Genomic DNA, 23,689 nt, shown 5'->3' with positions numbered 1-23,689 from the left:
TGGAATACGCAATCTTATATACAGCTTAAATGGATAGCAATAAAAAATATTGGAAAGGTTTGGAAGAATTGCAACAAACACCTGCTTTCGTTGAAAGTAGTAAGGGTGAGTTTGCCGAATCTATTCCTGTAGAAGATGTATTAAATGAAGCCGGCTTGAGTACGAAGACACCTCGTCGTGACTTCTTGAAAGCTTTAGGTTTCGGTTTAGGAGCTGTTACGTTGGCAGCGTGTAATCGTACACCTGTTCATAAAGCAGTACCTTATATAATTAAACCAGAAGAAGTAACTCCTGGAATCCCGAATTATTATGCTTCGTCATTCAATGGACAAAGTGTATTAGTTCGTACACGTGAGGGACGCCCTATTTCGTTGGCGGCTAACCCGAACTCTATAGGTTTAAATCAAGGTACAGATTCAACAACGGCAGCTTCGGTATTGGACTTGTACGACATGTCCAAGCTTCAGAATCCACAAGTAGGTGGTAAAGATGTTGAATGGTCGAAATTAGACAGTACAGTTATCGCTGCTTTAGATAAAGCAGCTGCAGCTGGAAAACAAATTGCTGTTGTAGCAAGTACGGTGAATAGCCCATCTATGCTAGCGGCAATTGCGAAATTTACGACGAAATACCCTACTACATCTTTAGTGCAGGTAGATGCCGTATCATATAGCGGTATTATTGAAGCAAACAAAGCAAGCTTCGGTAAAGCTGTCGTGCCATCTTACCACTTTAAAAATGCAAATGTTGTTGTTTCTGTTGCAGCCGATTTCTTAGGATCTTGGTTAGAAGGAGAGGAGCATACACAAGACTATATCAAAAACCGTGACTACAAATCGTTGAAAAACGGTAAGATGTCACGTCACATTCAGTTTGAATCAGGTCTAAGCATGACAGGTTCAAATGCGGATGTACGTATTGCCATCAAACCATCAGAAGAAGGTGCTGTTTTAATTTCGTTGTATAACGCTATTACAGGACAATCATTAGCAGGTGGAGTAAGCAATAAAAAAGCACAAACAGCGATTGCTTTAGCATCCAAAGAATTGGTGAATGCTAAAGGAAATGCCGTTGTTGTGGCAGGTTCTAACGATGTGAATGTACAATTGTTAGCCAATGCAATCAACACTGCTTTAGGTGCATACGGAGCTATTATCGATTTAGATAATTTCGCGAAGAAATACCAAGGTTCTGATGCTGCTTTCCAACAGTTCTTAGCGAATGCAACTGCTGGTCAAGTAGGTGTAGCTTTGTTCTTAAATAGTAACCCTGTATACGATTACTTTAAACCAGCTGATGTTAAATCGGCACTTTCTAAAGTTGAGTTTACACTTTCATTCTCGGATCGTGCGGACGAGACAGCTTCTGAATTAAAAGCTATTGCTCCTACATGTACGTTCTTAGAAGCGTGGGGTGATGCTTCGGCAAAAGAGGGTTACTATACCATCGTTCAACCAACAATCAACCCGGTATTCAATACACGCCAAGCAGAGCAAAGTTTCTTGGTGTGGGCTGGAGATAATACAAACATCTACGATTTTGTTAAACAGAATTGGGAAGCTAATATCTTAGCGGGAACAGGTAAGTCTTGGAAAGAATTATTGCAAACAGGTTTTGTTTACAAAGGTTCGGAGACAGGATCATCCTATACAGCTAATGTAGATGTAAATGCTGTTGCGGCAGCAATTGCGTCGGCAGCCAAAGCTGTTGCAGGTGAGGTTGAATTGAAGTTATACGAATCTACAGTAATGCGTGACGGTCGCTATGCGAACAACGCGTACTTGCAAGAGCTTCCTGATCCAGTTTCAAAAGTAACTTGGGACAACTATGCTGCGATCAACCCTAAATTTGCTGAGCAATTAGGATTAGGTGAAAACAGTACAGTTAAAGTGGAAGCAAATGGTTATGCGGTAGAGTTACCAGTTGTATTGCAACCAGGACAAGCATTAGGCACCGTTTCTATTGCTGTCGGTTATGGTCGTACTAAAGTTGGTAAAGCAGGTAATGATGTTGGTAAGAATGCATTCCCTTTCGCTCGCTTAGCAAATGGAACGGTTCAGTTTGAAGCGAAAGCCACTGTTACAAAAGCTTCTGCTACATATGAATTAGCACAGACACAAACACACCATACTATTGAAGGTCGTAACATTATCCGTGAGACGACATTCGCTAAATATTTAAAAGATCCTAACTCGGAATCTGGTCGTTTCTCTGATACACATAAGACGTATGACTTATGGAATAAATTTGAGTCGCCGGGTCACAAATGGGTTATGGCAATCGATTTGAATGCTTGTACGGGTTGTGGTTCTTGTATCGTGGCTTGTAATGTTGAAAACAATATTCCAGTAGTAGGTCGTGATGAGGTTCGTCGTCGTCGTGAGATGCACTGGTTACGTATCGACCGTTACTATACATTAGAAGCTGGCGATGCGAAGCTTACAAAAGAGAAAGAAATTGCTAAAGCAACAGATCTAGATTACGAAAGTGTAACGGTTGTTCACCAACCAATGTTGTGTCAGCACTGTGACCATGCTCCTTGTGAGACGGTATGTCCAGTATTAGCGACGGTACACTCTTCAGAAGGTCTTAACCATATGGCTTACAACCGTTGTTTCGGTACACGTTACTGTGCGAACAACTGTCCATATAAAGTGCGTCGTTTCAACTGGTTTAACTACTGGAATGATTCACGTTTTGACAATTACTTGAACAATGAGTTTACACAATTAGTATTGAACCCTGATGTTACAACACGTTCACGTGGGGTAATGGAAAAATGTTCGATGTGTATTCAACGTATTCAAGCGGGTAAACTACACGCGAAGATGGAAAATCGCAAGTTGAAAGACGGCGATGTGAAAATGGCTTGTCAAGAAGCTTGTTCCGCAAATGCAATCATCTTTGGTGATGTGAACGATCCAGAATCAGAAGTTTCAAAAGCACTACGTAACGAGCGTGTTTACTACGTCTTGGAAGAAATTAATGTTCAACCGAACATTGGTTACATGACCAAAGTTAGAAATACTTTTGAAGCGTAATTTTATTCTAATTTGAAATAAAAAAACTATGTCATCGCATAACGAATCAATATTAAGAGAACCTTTAGTAACCGGCAAGAACATCACTTACGCAAAAGTGACTGATGATATCTTGCTTCCGGTTGAAAATAAACCTAACAAGGCCTGGTGGATCGGTTTTACCGTTGCTGTATTAGGCGCTATGTTATGGGTTGTGAGTGTTGGATATACTTTTTGGACAGGTATCGGCGCTTGGGGTCTGAATAAAACTGTAGGCTGGGCTTGGGATATCACCGACTTCGTATGGTGGGTAGGTATCGGTCACGCCGGAACGTTGATTTCAGCCGTATTATTACTTTTCCGCCAAAACTGGCGTAACTCCATCAACCGTTCCGCAGAGGCGATGACGATCTTCGCCGTTATCTGTGCCGCTACGTATGTTGTAGCACACATGGGACGTCCTTGGTTGGCGTATTGGATCTTCCCACTTCCAAACCAATTCGGTTCTTTGTGGGTAAACTTTAACTCTCCACTTGTATGGGATGCGTTTGCGATCTCTACATACTTCACTGTATCATTAGTGTTCTGGTACTGTGGTCTTTTACCAGATATCGCATCTGTACGTGACCGTGCAACTGGTTTGAAACAAAAGGTATACAGCGTTTTATCTTTCGGATGGAACGGTTCGGTTAAAAGCTGGCAGCGTTTTGAGATTGTTTCCTTGATCTTAGCTGGTATCTCTACGCCACTTGTACTTTCTGTACACACGATTGTATCCATGGACTTTGCAACTTCTGTAATCCCAGGATGGCATACCACGATCTTCCCGCCATATTTCGTTGCGGGTGCGATCTTCTCTGGTTTTGCGATGGTACAGACCTTACTTTTGATTTTACGTAAAGTAATGAACTTTGAGGACTACATCACAATGTTCCACATTGAGTCGATGAACAAGATCATTATGGTAACAGGATCTATCGTAGGTGTTGCTTACTTAACAGAGCTTTTCATCGCATGGTACTCTGGTTCAGAATACGAAATGTATGCATTCGAAAACCGTATTGCTGGTCCGTATGCTTGGGCTTACTGGGCGATGATGACGTGTAACGTAATTTCACCACAGTTGTTCTGGTTCAAAAAGATCCGTACAAGTATTCCGATTTCTTGGGTATTATCTATCATCGTAAATATCGGTATGTGGTTCGAACGTTTCGTAATTATCGTTACCTCTTTACATAGAGATTACCTTCCATCGTCATGGGCGATGTTCTATCCAACTTGGGTGGACGTAGGTATCTTCATTGGATCTATTGGTTTATTCTTTACGTTGTTCTTATTGTTCTTACGTTTCTTACCAGGTATTGCGATTGCAGAGGTTAAATTATTATTGAAGTCATCTAGTTTACAACATAAAACTAAATTGGCGCAAGAAGGTGCTTTCCCTGCTGAGCAAGTAGAGTTCTTTGCGAACTCGTTGAAGAAGTATGATACGGTATCAGAAGAAGACATTAACGCATTAAAACAAAAATAATAGCAATGAGCAATACAAAATATATATTAGGTAGTTTTGCTGATCCCGATGAAATGATGCATGGGATTGATAAATTGCAAGCAAACAATATCAGCATATATGATTGTTTTACACCAATGCCTATCCACGGTATCGAGGCGAAGCTAGGTGTTAAACCATCTCGTTTACCTATTGCAGCATTTGTTTTTGGTGCATTAGGAACATGTTTAGGGTTTAGCTTGTTGTATTTCACAATGGCACACGATTGGCCGATGAATATTGGTGGTAAACCATCATTGCCGTTGCCAAACTTTGTTCCGGTTACATTTGAGGTTACGATCTTGTTGTGTGCCTTAGGTATGGTTGCGACATTCTTTTACCGTAACCATTTGTTCCCAGGACGTGCACCACGTGTAATGGATCTACGTGCTTCTGACGATCGTTTTATTATCGCAATTGATGCGAAAGAAAATGCAGATCACGCCTTGGTGGAATCGTTGTTGAAAGAAGCAGGAGCTGTTGAAGTTAAATACAATGAAAGAAAATATGTTAGCTATGAATAAGAAGAATTTTCTTGGATCTGTATGTGCTGCTTTCGCATTAGCGGCAGTAGTTTCTAGCTGTGGAGATGGAACAAAGCGTAGTACAGGATGGGAATTCTCCAGAAATATGTATGATCCGATCGCTTATAACCCGGATCAGCCAAACAATAATTTTAAAAATAATATCACTGCGCAATTGCCGCCATCAGGTACGACACCAATCGGTTTTGAGCGTTTTGAGTTCGCTAATTCTTTAGAAGAGTATGAGCGTGCGGGTAGAGAGCTTACAAGCCCACTAGCTGTAACCAAAGAAAACTTAGCTAAAGGCGATGCATTATTCCATACCTACTGTGCGGTTTGTCATGGTAAAGATGGTAAAGGTGATGGTCCATTGACAAAAGATAGAAGCGTAGAGGATTCACGTGGAAAACGTCAGTTGGAGAATTTCCCGCCGCCACCATCGTATGCGAAATCCGATGCAGCTAACTCTTCACGTGGAGGTTTGATGAGCGACTTGACAGATGGTAAAATTTATCATACTATTTACTATGGACATAACACCATGGGCTCACACGCTTCTCAATTGTCACCTGAAGAACGTTGGCAAGTGGTTATGTATGTTCATGAATTACAAAAAAAATAATCTAACATCAATATAATAAATGGGAACTCACAATCATCATCACGATTATAATTTCAGCGAGAGATTTCAATTTGCTGGTATCGGAAAGATACTAAGTCTTGTTGGAATTGCCGTAGGCGTTATAGCAATTGTTATAGGCCTCATGTCAAGTGACCATATTATGGTTGAACGTACATACGCTAACCTATTATTGATGGGTTATTATTTTACTTGTGTATGTGCAGCTGGAGCTTTCTTCGTAGCGCTTCAGATGGTTACACAATCAGGCTGGTCTGCTGGTTTGATTCGTATTCCGCAAGCTATGGCAAGTATATTGCCGATTGCGGCTTTAATTCTACTTTTAATCGTAGGATTAGGATTAACTACACACAACTTATATCACCATTGGCATGCTGACGGACTTACAGATCCGAACAGCCCTAATTTTGATAAATTAGTAGCAGGAAAATCTACGTTCTTGAATGTACCAGGTTTCTTGATCCGTCAAGTGATCTTTATGGGAACGTATAGCATCTTCGCAGTAATTTTAGCGAAGTTGTCATACAAAGAAGATTTAGAAGGTGGTTTGAACTCGTATAAACAGAGCTTTAAATTATCTGCGATTTTCTTAGTTATCTTTGGTTTTACAACACCTATTTGGTCGTTTGATACTATTATGTCGCTAGAGGCACACTGGTTCTCGACTATGTTTGGATGGTACAACTTCGCCGCTATGTGGGTGAGTGGTATCGCTACGATCGTTGTAATTACTATTTTAGTGAAAAAAGCAGGTTACCTATCATGGGTTAATGAAAACCACTTACACGATTTAGGTAAGCTTATGTTTGGTTTCTCTATTTTCTGGACGTATGTTTGGTTTGCACAATTCATGTTGATTTGGTATTCTAACATTCCAGAGGAAACGGTTTATTTTTACAAAAGATGGGAGCCTGAATACAAACCTTGGTTTTGGTTAAGCATTATCATCAACTTCTTAGCACCATTGTTGTTGTTAGTTGATCGTGATGCAAAGCGTAAACAAGGAATGATGTTGTTCGTGGCAATTTTGTTACTTTGCGGTCACTGGTTAGATTATTATATCATGATTATGCCAGGAACAGTTGAAGCACACCGTGGTTTTGGTTTTGTGGAAATTGGTACAGCTATTGGTTTTGTTGGTTTGTTTACTTTCTTGGTCATGACGAAACTTAGCAAGCATCCATTAGCACCTAAGAATCATCCATTCTTAGATGAAAGTTTACATCATCAACTATAATTTCTAATCGTTGTAAAATACGTTTAAACGTCATAATAAGAAATGAAATTTAACATAAATAACAGATTTAAAGCCGTTTTGGGATGCTTACTAGCCGTAGGATTATTTTTCGCTACGCCTAGCTTTGCAACGCAACAAGATTCAGTAGCTAAAGATACTACTGTAGTCGCTGTGACTGAAGCAGCGGCGGCAACCGATACTGCTGCGGCTACCACAGCTGCCGCTACTGATACAACGGTTGCTGCGGCAGCAGATGCTACGGTAGCAGCAACAACTGCGGCACCAGAAGAAGTAAAACAGATTGATCCGCAAGCGTACAAAAACTTAACCTACTACATTTTATTGTTTTTGGTAGTTTGTACGATTGTAGCTGTCGTTTTAAAAGTCCTTTCTATTTACGATCTAACGCGTAAAATGAATGGTAAGTTCAATCCATTAGCGAACAATACGTTTCAAGCCGTATTGTTGTTCATCTTTTTGATATTGTTCTTAGCTTTCATCTATTACGGGTATGCCGTATGGGGAGCATGGTCATGGAGACCCGCAGTAACGGAACATGGTGCACGTATTGATACGATGTTTATTATTACTACAATCATTATTACAATTGTATTGGTAATTGTTCACATCTTATTATTATCGTTTACCTATATCTACAGAATGCGTGCAGATAAGAAGGCTTACTTCTATCCGCACAACGATACAATCGAACGTATCTGGACGATTGTACCTGCTGTTGTTCTTACGGTATTAGTATTGTTCGGTTTCTTCACATGGAGATCTATCACTAACATTCCTGAAGATTTGCAAAAATCTGCGTTACAGGTAGAGGTTTTAGGGGAGCAGTTTCAATGGCAAGTACGTTACCCAGGTGCTGATGGCAAAATTGGTAAACGTAACTACAAATTGACTACACCATTAAACTCTTATGGTATCGATTTTAGTGATAAATCGGCATGGGATGATATTCAGGCATCAGATATTGTTATTCCTGTTAATAAATCTGTGCGTTTCCATATCGTATCTAAAGATATTATTCACTCGTTCTATATTCCTGATTTCCGTGTTCAAATCAATGCGGTACCGGGTATGACTAACTATTTCCAGTTTACACCTACGGTTACAACAGAAGAAATGCGTGAGCGTATGAACGATCCAAAATATGATTACGTGATGTTGTGTGCGAAGATCTGTGGTTCTGGTCACTGGAACATGCAGAAGAAAGTAATCGTTGTTACGGAAGCGGAATACAAAGAGTGGTTAAGCAAACAGAACAAGTATTTTACTGAAGATTTGCAAAAGGAGTATAGCGCTTTAGAATCATCAGAAGCTAAGGAGCTTACTACTGCTTCATTAAATTAATTTGAGATAAGAATTTATTAAACGAATATGTCAAGTACAGTTATATCGCACGGCGCAGCGCATCATGATTCACATGATCACCATCATGAGACATTCTTAACTAAATACATATTTAGTCAAGACCACAAAATGATTGCGAAGCAATTTTTGATCACAGGTATTGTGATGGCAGTCTTCGCTATGGTGCTTTCGATTCTATTCCGTATCCAACTCGCGTGGCCGGATAAAGAATTCCCGATTTTAGAAATATTTTTAGGTAAATGGGCCGAAGGTGGTCGTATTAAACCCGACTTCTTTTTGTCGTTGGTTACTATCCACGGTACCATGATGGTTTTCTTCGTATTAACGGCGGGTTTATCAGGTACATTTAGTAACCTTCTTATTCCTTACCAAATTGGTGCTCGTGATATGGCATCGCCATTGATGAACATGTTATCTTACTGGTTCTTCTTTGTTGCTTGTGTTATCATGGTTGCTTCTTTCTTTGTTGAAAGTGGTCCTGCAGCAGCTGGTTGGACAATCTATCCACCGCTCTCCGCGGTACCGACAGCAATCTCCGGTTCTGGATTGGGGATGACGCTTTGGTTAGTTAGTATGACGTTGTTTATCGCATCTCAGGTATTAGGTGGTGTAAACTATATCAGTACAATTTTGAACATGCGTACTAAAGGTATGGATCTTTGGAGAATGCCATTGACTATTTGGTCTTTCTTCTTAACTGCCATTGTTGGTTTACTTTCATTCCCAGTTCTTGTATCTGCGGTTGTTTTATTGTTCTTTGACCGTTCGGTAGGAACATCATTTTACCTTTCTGATTTAGTAGTTCAAGGACAAATTTTACCAAATGAAGGTGGTTCACCTATCTTGTTCCAACACTTGTTCTGGTTCTTAGGTCACCCAGAGGTATATATCGTAGTAATGCCTGCATTAGGTCTTACATCTGAGGTTATCTCGACTAACTCACGTAAACCAATCTTTGGTTACCATGCGATGGTTTATTCGTTGGTAGGTATTACAGTATTATCTTTTATCGTATGGGGTCACCACATGTTCGTTACGGGTATGAATCCGTTCTTAGGTGGTGTATTTATGATCACAACATTGATTATTGCTGTACCTTCAGCGGTAAAAGCATTTAACTACATCGCGACATTATGGAGAGGTAACATCCGTTTTACTCCAGCAATGATGTTTGCAATCGGTATGGTTTCTTTCTTCGTGTCTGGTGGTTTAACAGGATTGTACTTAGGTAACGCTGCATTAGATATCAACTTGCACGATACTTACTTCGTTGTAGCCCACTTCCACTTAGTAATGGGATCAGCATCTATATTTGGTATGTTATGTGGTGTGTACCACTGGTACCCTAAGATGTTCGGTCGTATGATGGATACTAAATTAGGTTACTTGCACTTCTGGTTAACATTTATTGGTGCATATTTAGTATTCTTCCCAATGCACTTTATGGGTATTGATGGGGTTCCACGTCGTTACTACGCGTTTACCGCATTCCCTTTCATGGAGAAATGGGTATCTGTTAACTTGTTAATTACTTGGGCAGCGATTATTGCAGGTTTAGGTCAAGTGGCTTTCCTTTGGAATTTCTTCGCTTCGATTTGGACTGGTAAGAAAGCGTCACAAAACCCTTGGCAATCAAATACATTAGAGTGGACTACACCAGTAGAGCATATCCATGGTAACTGGCCAGGAGAGATCCCTACAGTATACCGTTGGCCATATGACTACAGTAAGCCTGGGCATGACACAGACTTTATTCCACAAACAACACCATTCTCTGAGACTATGAGCTCAAATCAGGCGCACGACTTCGAAGGTAACGAAGAAGCGGTACGCATTCAGAATGAGTGGAATAAGCAAAATAATAGAGAAGTAGAAGGGTAGGTTTTTACCTACCTCTCTTTATATTTTAGTAGAAAGAGAGGATATATGTATCCGCGTGCAGAAAAAAGATTTGTCTTAACAAATAGAATTACAATTATCGTGCTGTTTCTAGTCATAGCAGCAGGCGGAATTGTAAGAAGCACAGGTTCCGGAATGGGATGCCCGGATTGGCCAAAATGCTTTAATCGCATTATACCGCCGACGGATGTATCTCAACTTCCAGAGGGATACGAACAGCAATATATTGATGGCCGAGCCAAAAAGAATCAACGATTTGCAAAAATTGTAGAGTTTTTTGGTCATCCAGAAATGGCTGATAAGATTAGACACGACCAGTCGATATTGGCGCATGAAGAATTCAACGCGGCTAAGACTTGGACGGAGTATGTTAATCGTTTGGTTGGTGTTGCTGCTGGTTTCTGTCTGCTTTTTTCGGCGATATTCTCTTTTACCTATTTAAAAACAAAACCCTCCATTGTAGTATGGAGCGTTTTAAATGTTTTTGTTGTGGTGCTTCAGGCTTGGTTAGGATCTATCGTGGTATCCACGAATCTGATGCCTTGGATTATCACAGTACATATGTTGTTAGCGCTGTTAATCGTAGCGATCAGTATATATACATTTTATCAAGCAACAACATTAAGAAATAAAACAATTCTCAGTAACCAACATGTTAAAGGAATAAAGGCATTGGCCTTTGTTTCATTAGTTTTAATGGTTGTACAGGTTGTTTTTGGTACAGAAGTTAGAGAAACGATTGACCACTTAAGTAGTCAGCTCGTCGCGCGACAAGAATGGGTAGCAAATTTAGGCGATTCATTTTCTGTACATAGAGTATTGGCCTATGTTTCACTGGGATTAACAGTTATTCTTTTCTTCCTTGTTCGAAGTAGGTTTAGTTCATTGACATTGCAAAGCAAATATGCTTGGATAGTTATTGTATTAATTGGTATACAGATGCTTTCTGGTATTGTTTTGGCCCGATTTAATGTTCCTGCTTTCGCGCAAACAACGCACTTGGTAGTGGCGAGTTTGCTATTCGGAGCGCAATATTATTTGATGCTATTAATGACAAAATTACAACGATAATATGCTGTTTGTTGTAGAACTTTGCCGGATTAGTGTAATTGTAGAACATTAAAGAGATTAACGTAGTTTACATGAAGCAGTTTTTGTCTGATTTTAAAAAATTAGTTAAGCTAAGATTAACTTTAACAGTCGTTTTTTCGGCTTCCATAGCTTTTCTGATAGGCGCCAAACAGCAGGGAGATATTATTTGGATCAATTGGCTGATTCTTACCATAGGTGGTTTCTTCATTACTGGTTCGGCAAATGGTTTTAATGAGATCATTGAGCGCGACTTGGATAAATTAATGAAACGTACTGCCGATCGCCCACTTCCTTCTGGTCGTATGACTACAGGGCAGGCGTTGGTACTGAGTGTCTTTATGGGGATCTTTGGAACGTTATTGCTGGTGCGATTAAATTTTATCGCCGGGCTTTTATCCGTTTTCTCCATTATCCTGTATGCCTTTATTTATACACCACTTAAGCAAAAATCGCCAATTGCGGTTCTAGTTGGTGCTTTTCCGGGCGCGTTGCCACCATTAATTGGTTATTATGCTGCCTTTAAATCGGCGGGCTTTGGCTTGGAATATGCTGCTGTTAGTGAAGCCGCAATTGTTATCACACCGCTCGTTTTATTTGCAATTCAGTTTGTATGGCAATTTCCGCACTTCTGGGCCATTGCATGGGTGGCAGATGAGGACTATAGAAATGCCGGCTTTCGTTTGTTACCGACCCGCGAAAAAGATCGTGTATCGGCTTGGATGATTGCTATTTCTGCTTTACTTATGATACCGGTTGGCTTCTTGCCCATGTATTATGGTTTTGGCGGATGGGTTTTTACAGCTGTTTCGTTGTTAGGTGGGATAATGTTTGCTTTTTATGGATTTCAACATGCTAAATCCATGACTGATGCATCGGCTAGAAAAGTAATGTTTACATCTTTTTTCTATTTGCCTTTGACACAGTTAGTTTTATTGTTTGATTTTATTCCTTTTTAATAGATGGAAAATACGGAACAGGTAGTTGAGGAAGTTATCCAGTCAAGAAAAGCCAAAAAGTTTAACCTTTGGCTAGGTATGATTGGTATGTTCATGATGTTTGCTGCATTATCCAGCGGATTCATCGTGTATACAGCTAGTGGCGTTGATAAGGGAATCAAAACATTGTTACCCAATGCGTTTATCTATAGTACGATAACGATTTTGCTAAGCAGTGTGACCTTGTATTTGGCGCATAATGCAGCAAAAAAGCAAAGACTGGGACAACAAAAGAATTTCTTAATCTTGACGTTGTTACTGGGTTTGGTTTTCTTTGGTTTACAGGTACATTCTTGGACGGTTTTGGCTGGACAAGGTATTTTCTTTGTTAACCCTAATGCTTCGCAATCCTTTATATACATTTTTACAGGATTGCATTTAGCACACATTATTGCGGGTTTGATCGTATTGATTAGATGTTTGATGGGGGCAATGAAGCCTATCCCACATGCCGATAATCTTTTCCGCATGGATTTGGCCAGTATTTTTTGGCATTTTCTCGATCTTTTATGGATTTATATATATGTTTTCTTACTTTTGAATCAATAATAGTAAAAAATGAGTACAACAACTGTATCGCAATTAGATAAGGTAAAAGACGGCCCTTGGAATGGTGGTAAGTCTCCTTGGAACTTAGAGTATGGGAAAATCATGATGTGGTTTTTCTTGGTATCGGATGCATTTACTTTCTCTGCATTCTTGATTTATTACGGTACGCAGAAGTTTGCGCAGCCTACATGGATCGATGCGGATAAAATCTTCCAATCTATTCCAGGAATTGCCGAATCAGGACAACCACTTGTGTTTGTCGGTATTATGACATTTATCCTTATTATGTCTTCTGTAACGATGGTATTGGCCGTGGATGCGGGACATAGAAATAGAAAAGATGAAGTTGTAAAATGGATGTTATGGACCATCTTAGGTGGTTTGATGTTCTTAGGTTGTCAAGCAATTGAGTGGAGCCACTTACATCACCAAGGTTTTTGGTTCGGAAGAAATCCTGCTACAGGTCTAGAAGGTAATGCTATAGTGGATGCGTTAGCACCTTATTTCACGAAAGATATTTCGTATACAGCAGCATTACAGTTCTCTAATTTGTTCTTTACAATTACAGGTTTCCACGGTTTTCACGTATCAATCGGTGTACTTTTAAATATTATTATTTTGAGTATGACGTTGAACAATACGTTCGAGCGTAGAGGTACATACCTTATGGTAGAAAAAGTTGGTTTGTACTGGCACTTTGTGGATTTAGTATGGGTATTCGTATTTACGTTCTTCTACTTAATCTGATTTCGTTTAACAAAGTTTTTTAATTATTTTAATTGAGATAATGTCACATCATCACGAAAATATTGCAGCACACGACCACCATGATGACCATGCTGGTATGGATAAAAAAGGTATCTGGAGAGTATTCTTTATTTTATTAGCATTAACAGCTTTAGAATTCTTAATCGCTCTTGGATTTGTGCACCATTGGGGAATTTTACAAAAAGGTATGTTGGTCAATATTATTTACATTGTCCTTACCCTAGTAAAAGCATTCTATATTGTTGCTTACTTCATGCACTTAAAATTTGAGAAATCAGGATTTATTGTCTGTTGTAGTGTGGTTTTCATATTTATTTTATACTTCATTGTATTAATGCTTATTGAAGGTGACTTCCTTCACGGAGCAATGCAAGCACACCCAATTTTCCCGAATAAGTAATTTTTTAAAATAGGAGATATACGATGAGTAAGCCTACTCAAAGAAGTAGATCCAAAGTAATTATCCTGGCAATGGTTTTACTATTGCCAGGTTTTTTATATATAGCCGTTAACCGGCTCGGTTCAAACGAATATGTTTCTCTTCCTGTGTTTGGAGAGAAAAAGTTAAGTGGTGAAATGAAACGTAATTGGGGTAGAGAATACCCTGATACCATTTTCCACACCTTGTCTAACATCTCCTTCAAAGATGTTAAGGGTAATGATAAGGCTTTTTTTGAAGTGGACACTGTTTTGACGGTAGCACATCTTTTCTACAGTAAAGATCAGTCCTTTTCAAAGCTTATGTTTAATCATGTAAATGCATTATCAGATCGCTTTAAAACCAATCCTATTGTTTCTTTTTACTCTATTTCCGTCGATCCGAAGGAATCTGTATCTACTTTAGGCTCCTTTGTGAAGCCTTATAAGAATGTAGAGCAGGGCAATTGGCAGGTGGTGTTCCAACCCAATGTGGATATTTTCGATTACGCGCAAAAGCAGATGTTGATTGATGCTATGATTGACCCAGCGGACTCTTCGAAATTTTTGATTAGTAATCAATTTGTACTGATCGATTCTAAGCGTAGAATTAGAGGCTTTTATGATATTAGTCAAAAAGGAGAAGTAGAACGTCTGGAGGATGAAATTAAACTACAGGTGGTGGAAGAAGTAAGAAATAGACCGTTAAAAATTAAGCAGAAATAGTATGGCAATGACTGAAGCTGAAAAGAAATATAAAAAATGGATTGTAACTCTTTCCATTGTAATTCCTGTTGCTGTTGCGGCATTATTTGGTGTAAATCTTCGTAAACTTGGTTATGACGTAGAGCCATTATCCTTTTTGCCTCCAATTTATGCAACCATTAATGGTATTACAGCTATCTTATTGGTTGCCGCCGTTTCTGCTGTAAAGAAAGGTAAAGTAAAGTTACATGAGACCTTGATTAAGCTGTGCATGGCTTGTTCTATTGCGTTTTTAGTCATGTATGTCGCTTATCACATGACGTCAGACTCTACACCTTTTGGTGGAGAAGGTGCGATACGTTATGTATATTATTTTATCCTGATTACCCATATTCTCCTATCTATTATCATTATTCCTTTTGTACTTATTACCTTTGTAAGAGGAATTGCTGGAGCGTATGAGCGGCATAAGAAATTGGCCCGTATTACGTATCCGATGTGGTTGTATGTTGCTGTAACAGGTGTTGTTGTTTACATAATGATATCACCTTATTACGCGCATTAATTTATTGTGCTATGAAAAGATTATGGATTTATCAGAGTGATCGGTTATTAACTGATTTGGAGTGTGTTCAAGTAAGTGAGATTCTTGGTGATTTCGTAAAACAATGGACTGCACACGGCAACCAATTACTTGGCTCGTTCGAGATACGGTATAATTTGTTTATTTTCTTAATTGTGGATGAAGAACAAGCCATGGTTACTGGATGTTCTGTAGACAAATCAGTTCACCTGCTTAAGAAAATCGAAAATGAACTATCCATTCAACTTTTCGACCGTTTGAAAATAGCCTATAAACATGAGGATGGCAATCTTAGGGTTGTACCTAGTACGGTATTTGAGGAGTTAGTGAAAAGTGGTGCGTTGAATGAGGATACTATAGTATTTAATAATATGCTTACCCATGCGGATGATATTGACCTTAAATGGGAAGTGCCGTTACGAGATAGCTGGCATGCCAAGGTTTATTTGTAGATATAAAAAAAGCAGCTTTACGCTGCTTTTTTTTATATTAGATTTTTACTTCTTGTATTCTTGGCGAAGCACTGATGATTTCTGCACTAGCCTTAGCTTTATATTCTTCAAAGTTGTTGATAAACAATTGAGCGAGTCTATTCGCTTGGTTATCATAAGCATCTTTGTCTGCCCATGTATCTTTCGGGTTCAAGATCTCATCTGGTACATTCGGGCAAGATGTCGGCATTAGTATACCGAAAACCGAATGCGGTAGAAAAGTTGCGTTGTCCAATTGACCTTCAATAGCTGCTTGAACCATTGCACGTGTATATTTCAAGCTTATGCGATTACCTGTACCGAACGCTCCGGCTGTCCAGCCCGTATTTACTAACCATACATTAACATCACCGTGTAGATCTAATTTTTTACCCAGTAATTCTGCGTATGTTGTCGGGTGTGCCGGTAAGAATACTTTTCCAAAACAAGCAGAGAATGTTGTTTGTGGCTCTGTGATACCTATCTCTGTCCCTGCTACTTTAGCGGTATACCCCGAAATAAAGTGGTACATCGCCTGTGCCTTAGTAAGCTTAGAGATTGGAGGTAATACGCCGTAGGCATCACATGTTAAGAAAAATATGTTCTTGGGAATATTTCCCACAGATACTTCCTTCGCATTTTCAATATGATCAATAGGGTAGGCGGCGCGTGTGTTTTCTGTCAGCTTCGCATCCGCATAGTTCACTGTATTTGTTCCCGGAAAGAATTGAATATTTTCCAGTAAAGTAGGATGCTTTATTGCAGCGAATATTTGCGGTTCTTTTTCCGCACTCAAATCGATGCATTTAGCATAACAACCTCCTTCAAAATTAAACACCGTATCGTTTGTCCATCCGTGTTCATCATCTCCGATTAACATACGATGAACATCAGCCGATAACGTGGTCTTTCCTGTTCCGCTTAAGCCAAAGAATAAAGCGGTATCCCCTTTAGCACCTTCGTTAGCCGAGCAGTGCATCGGTAACACTTGATGCTCATGCGGTAGGATGAAGTTCAGTACCGAGAAGATACCTTTTTTCATTTCTCCTGTATAGGCCGTGCCACCGATCAAAATCATTTTTTTGGTGAAGTTGATGATCGAGAAATTTTCTTGGCGGGTACCATCTGTTGCTGGATCGGCTAAAAATTCAGGAATTTGTACAATAGTCCACTCCTGTTTATAAGTTTCTAGCTCCTCATTCGTTGGTCGAAGAAATAGATGGTGACAAAATAAATTTGCCCATGGTAGCGTATTGATAACCGTAACATTGATTCTGTAATTAGAATCAGCCCCAGCGTAGCAATTGCGTACCCATACCTCTTTATCTTGAAGAAAAATTTGCATTTTCTCCAAAAGATTATCAAAAGCTGAAGTGGATATTGGAATGTTTACTTCTCCCCAGTCGATTACATCTTTAGTGTAATCATCTTTAACAATAAACCGATCTTTTGGGGAACGTCCTGTAAATTTACCGGTCTCAATGCAAAGTGCCCCTTGGTCACTTATCTTTCCCTGTCCGCGCTCAATCGTCTGCTCGACAAGTGTGTCGGCGTCCACATTTAAATAAACCTTTGCCGCTAGCGTATCCAAACTATCTGTGGATCTTAGTGGATTTGGTTGTCCCATTTCCATAACCATATCATAATTTATTTTTACTGATGCTAAGTTATGGAGAATATCATGAGGAATGTCACCGCGGATACTTTTCGTAAAGAATTGAATAAAAACGTTTAATCGTTATGATATTTGGGCGTATAAAAAAATTAAACCTCAATAGTTATAGAGCTATTGAGGAATTGTTGAAAATATTAAAATGGAAAAAACAGAATTTATGCAAACTAATCAAGGTATTTTAACGAAGTTTCTTCGTTTTTTACCCGTAGTTTGATGTTTTTCCCCATTATGAGACTGTGATTATTGTCGATGTGTCCCGCTGGGTAACCGAACGCTACCGGGAAATCATACGCCCTAACTTTGTCCATTATTATGTCTTCAAATCGTTGACCAAATGCGGGGTCACTATCTTTGAGCGAGGTGAAGCCTCCAACAATTAAACCTGCTAATTTGTCTAATTTTTTTGCACGCTTAAGTGTCCACAACATACGATCGATGTTATAATGTGATTCACCAACATCTTCAATAAACAATACCTTACCATCATATTTGCCATCTGATTTTGAGCTAAGAATACTTTGTAATATGGCTAGATTACCTCCGATTAGTTGACCAGATCCGTTGCCCGACCTATTTGGATAATCGGTTTGACTATATGTGAAATCCATTTTTTGTCCGAAAAGGGCACGCTTTAATGATTCTAGCGCATCTTTGGAGCTATCTTCAAATGACTTTGGCATTTGTCCGTGAATAGTAGGAATATTAAATCGGTGGTGTATATGGCTATGTAATACCGTAATATCGCTAAAGCCAATCACCCATTTAGGGTGTTTTCTAAAACGGTTGAAATTGATATGATCGATAATGCGAACGGTTCCGTAACCGCCGCGAGCCGCAAATACTGCTTTTATTGACGGGTCGTCTAACGCTTTCTGTAGGTCGGCAGCACGAAGGGCATCGGTACCCGCAAATTGGTGAAACTGTGAGGTGACTGTTTCGCCCACTTCCACTTCTAATCCCCATTCCGTTAATACCGTAACGGCAAGGTCGATATCGCCCTTAATGTAACTTGCAGGACATACAATGGCTACTTTATCGCCTTTCTTAAGAAATTCAGGTATTTTCATACGACACGCTTATTTTAACCGCAAATTGAGTTATCTTTGCGAAAGAAACAAATCTTTTTTTAAAGAGCCTTTTTTCAACAGAAGCTAAGGGACTCCAACCTGTCTTGTGACTGTTAGTCTTTTCTGTTTATCAGGCCATTTACGTATCATTTAAAATTACTACACCTTGAGTATTTTATCGAAGAATCGTTTTACTATTACATCGGCTTTGCCGTATGCCAATGGACCTCTCCATATCGGACATCTTGCAGGTGCATATATTCCGGGAGATATATTTGCGCGTTTTTTGCGCTTGAATAAAAAGGACATCGTTTTTGTTTGTGGTTCGGACGAACATGGAGCTGCGATCACCATTAAAGCGAAAAAGGAAGGTGTTACACCACAACAGATCATTGATAAGTATAATAAACAAATCAAAGAAAGCTTCGAAGAGTTTGGTATTCACTTTGATATTTATCACCGTACATCGGAGAAAATTCACCATGAATTATCGCAGGAATTTTTCTTGAACCTTTATGAAAAAGGTGAGTTTATTGAGAAGTTTTCTGAACAATACTTTGATGAGGATTATCAACAATTTTTAGCGGACCGTTATATTGTCGGTACTTGTCCACATTGTCACAACGAAGGAGCTTACGGCGACCAATGTGAGAAGTGTGGTACCTCTTTAAACCCGACAGATCTCATTAATCCAAAATCTACGCTTAGCGGAAAGACGCCGATTCTTAAAGAAACGAAGCATTGGTACTTGCCGTTGGATAAATATCAACCTTGGCTCGAAGAGTGGCTCATTGAAGGAAAGAAGGGAGAGCTTAAGTCTAATGTATTCGGGCAATGTCAATCCTGGCTTAAGTCGGGTTTACAGCCGCGTTCCATGACGCGTGATTTGGATTGGGGCGTAGACGTACCATTGGAAGAAGCTGCAGGAAAGAAACTGTATGTATGGTTGGATGCCCCAATTGGTTATATTTCTGCGACGAAACAATGGGCGATAGATAATAATAAGAATTGGGAAGACTATTGGAAAAAACATGAAAATGAAGCTGACGACTCGACGTTGATTCATTTTATTGGCAAGGATAATATTGTTTTTCACTGTATTATTTTCCCAGCGATCTTACACGCACACGGGGAGTATATCCTTCCGGATAACGTACCGGCTAATGAGTTTTTGAATTTAGAAGGAGAAAAGCTGTCGACTTCCAGAAATCATGCCGTTTGGTTACATGAGTATTTGGAAGAGTTCCCGGGTAAGCAGGATGAGTTACGGTATGTGCTTACCTCTATTTTACCGGAGACTTCGGACAGTGAGTTTACATGGAAGGATTTTCAGGCCCGCGTAAACAATGAGCTCGTTGCTATTCTTGGCAACTTTGTGAATCGTGTTATGGTTTTGAGTCAGAAATATTTTGATGGAGATCTATTGATGGGCTCTGCACTGAGGGCGCAAGATCAATCGGTATTGGATGAGTTAAAATCTTTCCCGGTAGAGATTAGCAATTCAATAGGGCAGTATAGATTCCGTGAGGCACTGGGGCACTTTATGAATGCTGCACGTTTGGGGAATAAATATTTGGCGGATGAAGAACCTTGGAAAGTTTTTAAAGAGGATCCTGAGCGTGTGAAAACCGTTTTATATGTGGCGGGGCAAATTGTGGCTAACTTAGCGGTTTTAGCGCAGCCATTCTTACCGAAATCTTCGGATCGTTTGTTTGCTATGTTGAACCTTGAAAAGCAGGAATGGGAAAATGCTGGTCGTCCAGATATCATCCCTACCGGGCACACATTGGGCGAATCGGCTTTGTTGTTTGAGAAAATTACAGATGAACAAGTTGATTTCCAGTTACAGAAGTTGGCCGATGCGAAGGCGCACAATGCGTTGAGCCAGTCTACTGCGGAGCCAGCAAAAGCGAATATCAGCTATGATGATTTCTTGAAGATGGATGTACGCATAGGAACAATTATCGAAGCAGAGAAAGTCGCTAAAACAAAAAAACTTTTGAAGTTGAAGATTGATACGGGAATAGATCAACGTACTGTGGTTTCTGGAATTGCTGAGTTTTTTGCACCAGAAGATATTGTCGGTAAGCAAGTTTCTATTTTAGTGAACCTTGAACCACGGGAGATTAAAGGTATTACATCACAGGGTATGATCCTAATGGCAGAAGATGCGGATGGACGCCTTGATTTTGTTAATCCGACATCAACGATAAAACCGGGTAGTACGGTTCGGTAGTGTGTGGTTAGTAGATCGTAGTTGGTAGCGCGGGGGTAGTCAATGACCGGGCTGCTACTATAAAAAGAGCGTTAAATCGAAGAAGATTTAACGCTCTTTTTTATGAATCTATGGTTCGGAGTACTCGCAAGTTTGGCAAAGACTAATTGCGTAAGCTCCTGATTTTTTCAATAGCGAAGAACAAGACAAAAAATACAATAGACGGCACAACCCACCCCAATTCGTATTCAAAATACGGAATACGATTAAGTTGAACCAAGACCTGTGGCGCGAGCAGATCGAACATATTCAATAACCCTAACGAAGCAATAAGCGTCGTCGCAATAAGTGCTCCGATATACGGTAATTTGGAGGTGATGAAACGTCCAAAAATTACAATATAAAGGACGAGTGTAATGACAATAGGGTATACGAAGGCCAGAGGAGGGTACGCAAATTGAATAATGTTGTCTACACCGGTAATCGATAATACGGCAGAGATCAGACAGCAAATGGTGACCAATATTTTGTAGCTTATTCTTCCGCCGGTGAGCTCACTAAAAAAGGTGCCAACGGCAGCGGTTACAGCGATAGCGGTTGTCAGACAGGCTAAGGCTATACTAAGCGCAATGGCGAGGGTGCCATATTCTCCTAAAACGGTTCTAGAAATATGGATAAGTAATTCGGATCTCTTGATATCGAGATTCGTTATGCCTGAAGTGGAACCGAGATAAATTAATCCCCCATATATACACAATAAGCAAAAAGCAGCGAGCGCACCCGCAGCAATCACGACTTTGCTTTTTTCTTTTGTAGACGCGTATCCCTTGGTTTTTGTTGCAGCGATAATAATGCCTGCGAAAACGACGGAAGCGAGGACATCCAATGTTTGATATCCCTCCATAAAACCAAAACTAAATGCTTCTGTCGTTGATACAGAACGTTCTGTAGGAACGGCTGTAGGATGGATAATACCGCTGACCACTAAGATTGTTAAGAGGATAAGTAAAAAAGGAGTCAGGAAATTACCGACCAGATCGACAACCTTAGAAGGAACGATGGCGAAAAGCCAGGTGGCAGCAAAAAAGATAATCGATGTCCAAATGGGGTTACTATCCGGAAAGGACGGGAGCACGCCTACTTCGAAGGTCGTGGCCGCTGTTCGAGGAATCGCAATTAGAGGACCGATACATATCATGATGATGCTTCCAAGAATAGGTGCGAGTTGTGGATGAACACGACGTCCTAGATCATTAAAGTTATCGCCGGAATTATTGACGGATATAATTCCCATAAAAGGAAGTAAAATGCCGGTCAAGGCAAAGGCCAAGATCGTAATCCAAATATGTGTGCCGATCTGTAAGCCAATAAATGGAGGAAGGAGTAAGTTTCCGGCACCAAAAAACATCGCGAAGAGTGCAAATCCAATGGTTACAATGTCACTTATCTTCTTCACAGTATGGGGTTAAATAGTAGATCAATAGTTTGTTTTGCTTCAGCAACGTCATGAACCCGTAGAATGTGGATGCCTTTTGTTAGTAAGATCGTATTTAAGACAATGGTGCCTGTCAATGCTTCGCTGGGTGTAATATTTAGTTTTTTGTAAATCATAGATTTTCGAGACAATCCGCCTAAAATCGGAAGACCTAGATATTGTAGTTCCTCCAAACGATGAAGGAGTTCATAGTTTTGATCTAGATTTTTCGCAAAACCAAAGCCTGGATCTAAGATAATATCTTTTACACCTAAGGCACGTAGCTGGTTTACTTTTTCTGCCAAAAAAGTAGCTACATCTTCTACGATATCATCATAGGTGGTTAGCTCTTGCATGTTTTCTGGAATACCGCGCATGTGCATCAAGATGTACGGCACTTGTAACTGTGCTACGGTAGCAAACATATTGGGATCTATAGTTCCGCCGGATACATCATTAATGATATGAGCACCGGCAGTAATTGCTGCTTCAGCGACCTCCGCTCGAAAGGTGTCAATAGAGAGTATCGCGTCAGGGTAGGCCTTGTGCAGTTTTTCAATTACAGGTATGGCGCGGTTAAGCTCTTCCTGCACGCTGATGAGTGGTGCTCCAGGTCGAGAGGAATAAGCTCCGATATCGATAATGTCAGCACCATTTATCAATAGCTCATTGGCTTTAGCCATGGCCTGCTCTACGTTATTATGTTGCCCGCCATCGTAGAAGGAGTCTGGCGTGATGTTGAGGATTCCCATCACTAAAGGGCGATCAAATGTGAATAGTTTCCCTTTGATGTTGATCGATTGTGTTTTGTGCGTCTTTAAGCTATTCATTAACAGCTAAGATAATAAACACAGCCGAGAAATGTGTTTTTTTGAGGCCTAGACTTTCAAATGAAAAGGGCTCCCAAAGTATGGAAGCCCTTTTCTATGGTGGAATTATCCTTACTTATTTGATAACGTATACACCATCAGCCACGATATTGATATCCGTTTTCGGCTTCGAGATCTTAGCAATTTCCTCTTTTGAGGCACCTTTATCTTCCGCGTAGTGTTTCAACCATTCTACAGATGTTTCTTTCACTTTCGCACGGCCTTCTACTGCTACTTTTTTACCGATCAGATCTGCTGGTACAAAGTAGCCGTAATCTGTGAAACGCACCATAATGGTTTCGCCATTATCGCGTTTAAGTGTCATGAAGCAACCTTTCTTTTTACAAACTTCAACCACTTCACCTTCAATTTTTCCAGTGAAGGTTTCCGATTTTTTAAGATTGTTTTCCAGTTTGTTTACGGAGATTGCATTTTTGGCATCAATTTTTTTGCCATATTGTACACCCGCTTTTGCAGGTTCTATTTTTTGTTGTGCCTGGCTCAGTTGAAGCGAAACCAACACACAGAACAAGAGTCCGATTATTTTTTTCATCGTCT

21 protein-coding genes are annotated in these 23,689 nt (G+C 39.9%); 16 read left to right on the top strand and 5 right to left on the bottom strand.

Features of this window, described 5'->3' with window-relative positions:
- Positions 1-29 precede the first annotated feature (29 nt).
- From E2P86_RS15425 to E2P86_RS15355, 15 genes are all read left to right on the top strand, one after another.
- Entirely contained in the window at positions 30-3,041 is a 3,012-nt protein-coding gene (locus tag E2P86_RS15425; protein WP_134433680.1) for a TAT-variant-translocated molybdopterin oxidoreductase, read from the top strand.
- Positions 3,042-3,069: 28 nt separating this feature from the next.
- Positions 3,070-4,551, top strand: a complete 1,482-nt coding sequence (gene nrfD / locus E2P86_RS15420) for an NrfD/PsrC family molybdoenzyme membrane anchor subunit (protein ID WP_085473089.1) — start codon at positions 3,070-3,072, stop codon at positions 4,549-4,551.
- A 5-nt stretch (positions 4,552-4,556) separates the two neighbouring features.
- The gene (locus E2P86_RS15415; protein WP_085473088.1) at positions 4,557-5,093 is read left to right on the top strand and encodes a DUF3341 domain-containing protein; all 537 of its coding nucleotides are present in this window, start codon (positions 4,557-4,559) and stop codon (positions 5,091-5,093) included.
- Positions 5,065-5,715: a c-type cytochrome gene (locus tag E2P86_RS15410; RefSeq protein WP_085473087.1), complete on the top strand. Its 651-nt coding sequence runs from the start codon at positions 5,065-5,067 to the stop codon at positions 5,713-5,715. Before E2P86_RS15415 ends, E2P86_RS15410 begins: the two co-directional genes overlap by 29 nt.
- 19 nt (positions 5,716-5,734) lie before the next feature.
- A complete protein-coding gene (locus tag E2P86_RS15405; protein ID WP_085473086.1) occupies positions 5,735-6,970 on the top strand; it encodes a quinol:cytochrome C oxidoreductase in 1,236 nt (411 codons plus the stop codon).
- Positions 6,971-7,012: 42 nt separating this feature from the next.
- The gene (locus E2P86_RS15400) at positions 7,013-8,332 is read left to right on the top strand and encodes a cytochrome c oxidase subunit II (protein ID WP_240775524.1); all 1,320 of its coding nucleotides are present in this window, start codon (positions 7,013-7,015) and stop codon (positions 8,330-8,332) included.
- Positions 8,333-8,359: 27 nt separating this feature from the next.
- The gene (locus tag E2P86_RS15395) at positions 8,360-10,234 is read left to right on the top strand and encodes a cytochrome c oxidase subunit I (protein WP_200811795.1); all 1,875 of its coding nucleotides are present in this window, start codon (positions 8,360-8,362) and stop codon (positions 10,232-10,234) included.
- Positions 10,235-10,279: 45 nt separating this feature from the next.
- On the top strand, positions 10,280-11,323 hold the full coding sequence (locus E2P86_RS15390) for a COX15/CtaA family protein (protein WP_134433679.1): 1,044 nt from the start codon (positions 10,280-10,282) through the stop codon (positions 11,321-11,323).
- Between the two features lie 71 nt (positions 11,324-11,394).
- Positions 11,395-12,300, top strand: coding sequence for a heme o synthase (gene cyoE / locus E2P86_RS15385; protein WP_085473083.1), 906 nt, complete (start codon positions 11,395-11,397; stop codon positions 12,298-12,300).
- A gap of 3 nt (positions 12,301-12,303) precedes the next feature.
- On the top strand, positions 12,304-12,888 hold the full coding sequence (locus E2P86_RS15380) for a cytochrome c oxidase subunit 3 (RefSeq protein ID WP_085473082.1): 585 nt from the start codon (positions 12,304-12,306) through the stop codon (positions 12,886-12,888).
- A gap of 9 nt (positions 12,889-12,897) precedes the next feature.
- Entirely contained in the window at positions 12,898-13,635 is a 738-nt protein-coding gene (locus E2P86_RS15375; RefSeq protein WP_085473081.1) for a cytochrome c oxidase subunit 3, read from the top strand.
- Between the two features lie 40 nt (positions 13,636-13,675).
- Positions 13,676-14,056: a cytochrome C oxidase subunit IV family protein gene (locus E2P86_RS15370; protein ID WP_085473080.1), complete on the top strand. Its 381-nt coding sequence runs from the start codon at positions 13,676-13,678 to the stop codon at positions 14,054-14,056.
- A gap of 23 nt (positions 14,057-14,079) precedes the next feature.
- Positions 14,080-14,799 (top strand): photosynthetic protein synthase I, encoded by a 720-nt coding sequence (locus E2P86_RS15365; RefSeq protein ID WP_134433678.1) that lies wholly within the window; start codon positions 14,080-14,082, stop codon positions 14,797-14,799.
- A 1-nt stretch (position 14,800) separates the two neighbouring features.
- Positions 14,801-15,343 carry a DUF420 domain-containing protein gene (locus E2P86_RS15360; RefSeq protein WP_206367973.1) on the top strand — a complete coding sequence of 181 codons (543 nt, stop codon included), beginning with the start codon at positions 14,801-14,803 and terminating at the stop codon, positions 15,341-15,343.
- An 11-nt stretch (positions 15,344-15,354) separates the two neighbouring features.
- Positions 15,355-15,813: an ABC transporter ATPase gene (locus E2P86_RS15355; protein ID WP_134433677.1), complete on the top strand. Its 459-nt coding sequence runs from the start codon at positions 15,355-15,357 to the stop codon at positions 15,811-15,813.
- 37 nt (positions 15,814-15,850) lie between these two features.
- Here the strand turns inward: E2P86_RS15355 and pckA are convergent, their stop codons facing one another.
- Entirely contained in the window at positions 15,851-17,464 is a 1,614-nt protein-coding gene (gene pckA, locus E2P86_RS15350; protein ID WP_240775523.1) for a phosphoenolpyruvate carboxykinase (ATP), read from the bottom strand.
- Positions 17,465-17,670: 206 nt separating this feature from the next.
- Complete coding sequence (locus E2P86_RS15345; RefSeq protein WP_134433675.1) at positions 17,671-18,573, bottom strand: S66 peptidase family protein; 903 nt, start codon at positions 18,571-18,573, stop codon at positions 17,671-17,673.
- Positions 18,574-18,739: 166 nt separating this feature from the next.
- Between E2P86_RS15345 and metG the strand changes: the two genes are divergently transcribed.
- Positions 18,740-20,809 (top strand): methionine--tRNA ligase, encoded by a 2,070-nt coding sequence (gene metG / locus E2P86_RS15340; protein ID WP_134433674.1) that lies wholly within the window; start codon positions 18,740-18,742, stop codon positions 20,807-20,809.
- A gap of 142 nt (positions 20,810-20,951) precedes the next feature.
- On the opposite strand, the gene brnQ is transcribed toward metG, so the two are convergent.
- The 3 genes from brnQ to E2P86_RS15325 all read right to left on the bottom strand — a co-directional run bounded on the left by brnQ (position 20,952) and on the right by E2P86_RS15325 (position 23,684).
- Entirely contained in the window at positions 20,952-22,244 is a 1,293-nt protein-coding gene (gene brnQ, locus E2P86_RS15335) for a branched-chain amino acid transport system II carrier protein (protein WP_134433673.1), read from the bottom strand.
- Positions 22,241-23,092 (bottom strand): dihydropteroate synthase, encoded by an 852-nt coding sequence (gene folP, locus E2P86_RS15330; RefSeq protein ID WP_134433672.1) that lies wholly within the window; start codon positions 23,090-23,092, stop codon positions 22,241-22,243. Before folP ends, brnQ begins: the two co-directional genes overlap by 4 nt.
- A gap of 115 nt (positions 23,093-23,207) precedes the next feature.
- On the bottom strand, positions 23,208-23,684 hold the full coding sequence (locus tag E2P86_RS15325; protein ID WP_134433671.1) for a DUF4920 domain-containing protein: 477 nt from the start codon (positions 23,682-23,684) through the stop codon (positions 23,208-23,210).
- Positions 23,685-23,689 lie beyond the last annotated feature (5 nt).

Origin of the sequence: Sphingobacterium psychroaquaticum (assembly GCF_004421025.1) — a bacterium.
Taxonomy (GTDB): domain Bacteria; phylum Bacteroidota; class Bacteroidia; order Sphingobacteriales; family Sphingobacteriaceae; genus Sphingobacterium; species Sphingobacterium psychroaquaticum.
The sequence above is the reverse complement of the archived record's forward strand: the minus strand, read 5'-3'. Positions and strand labels throughout refer to the sequence as shown.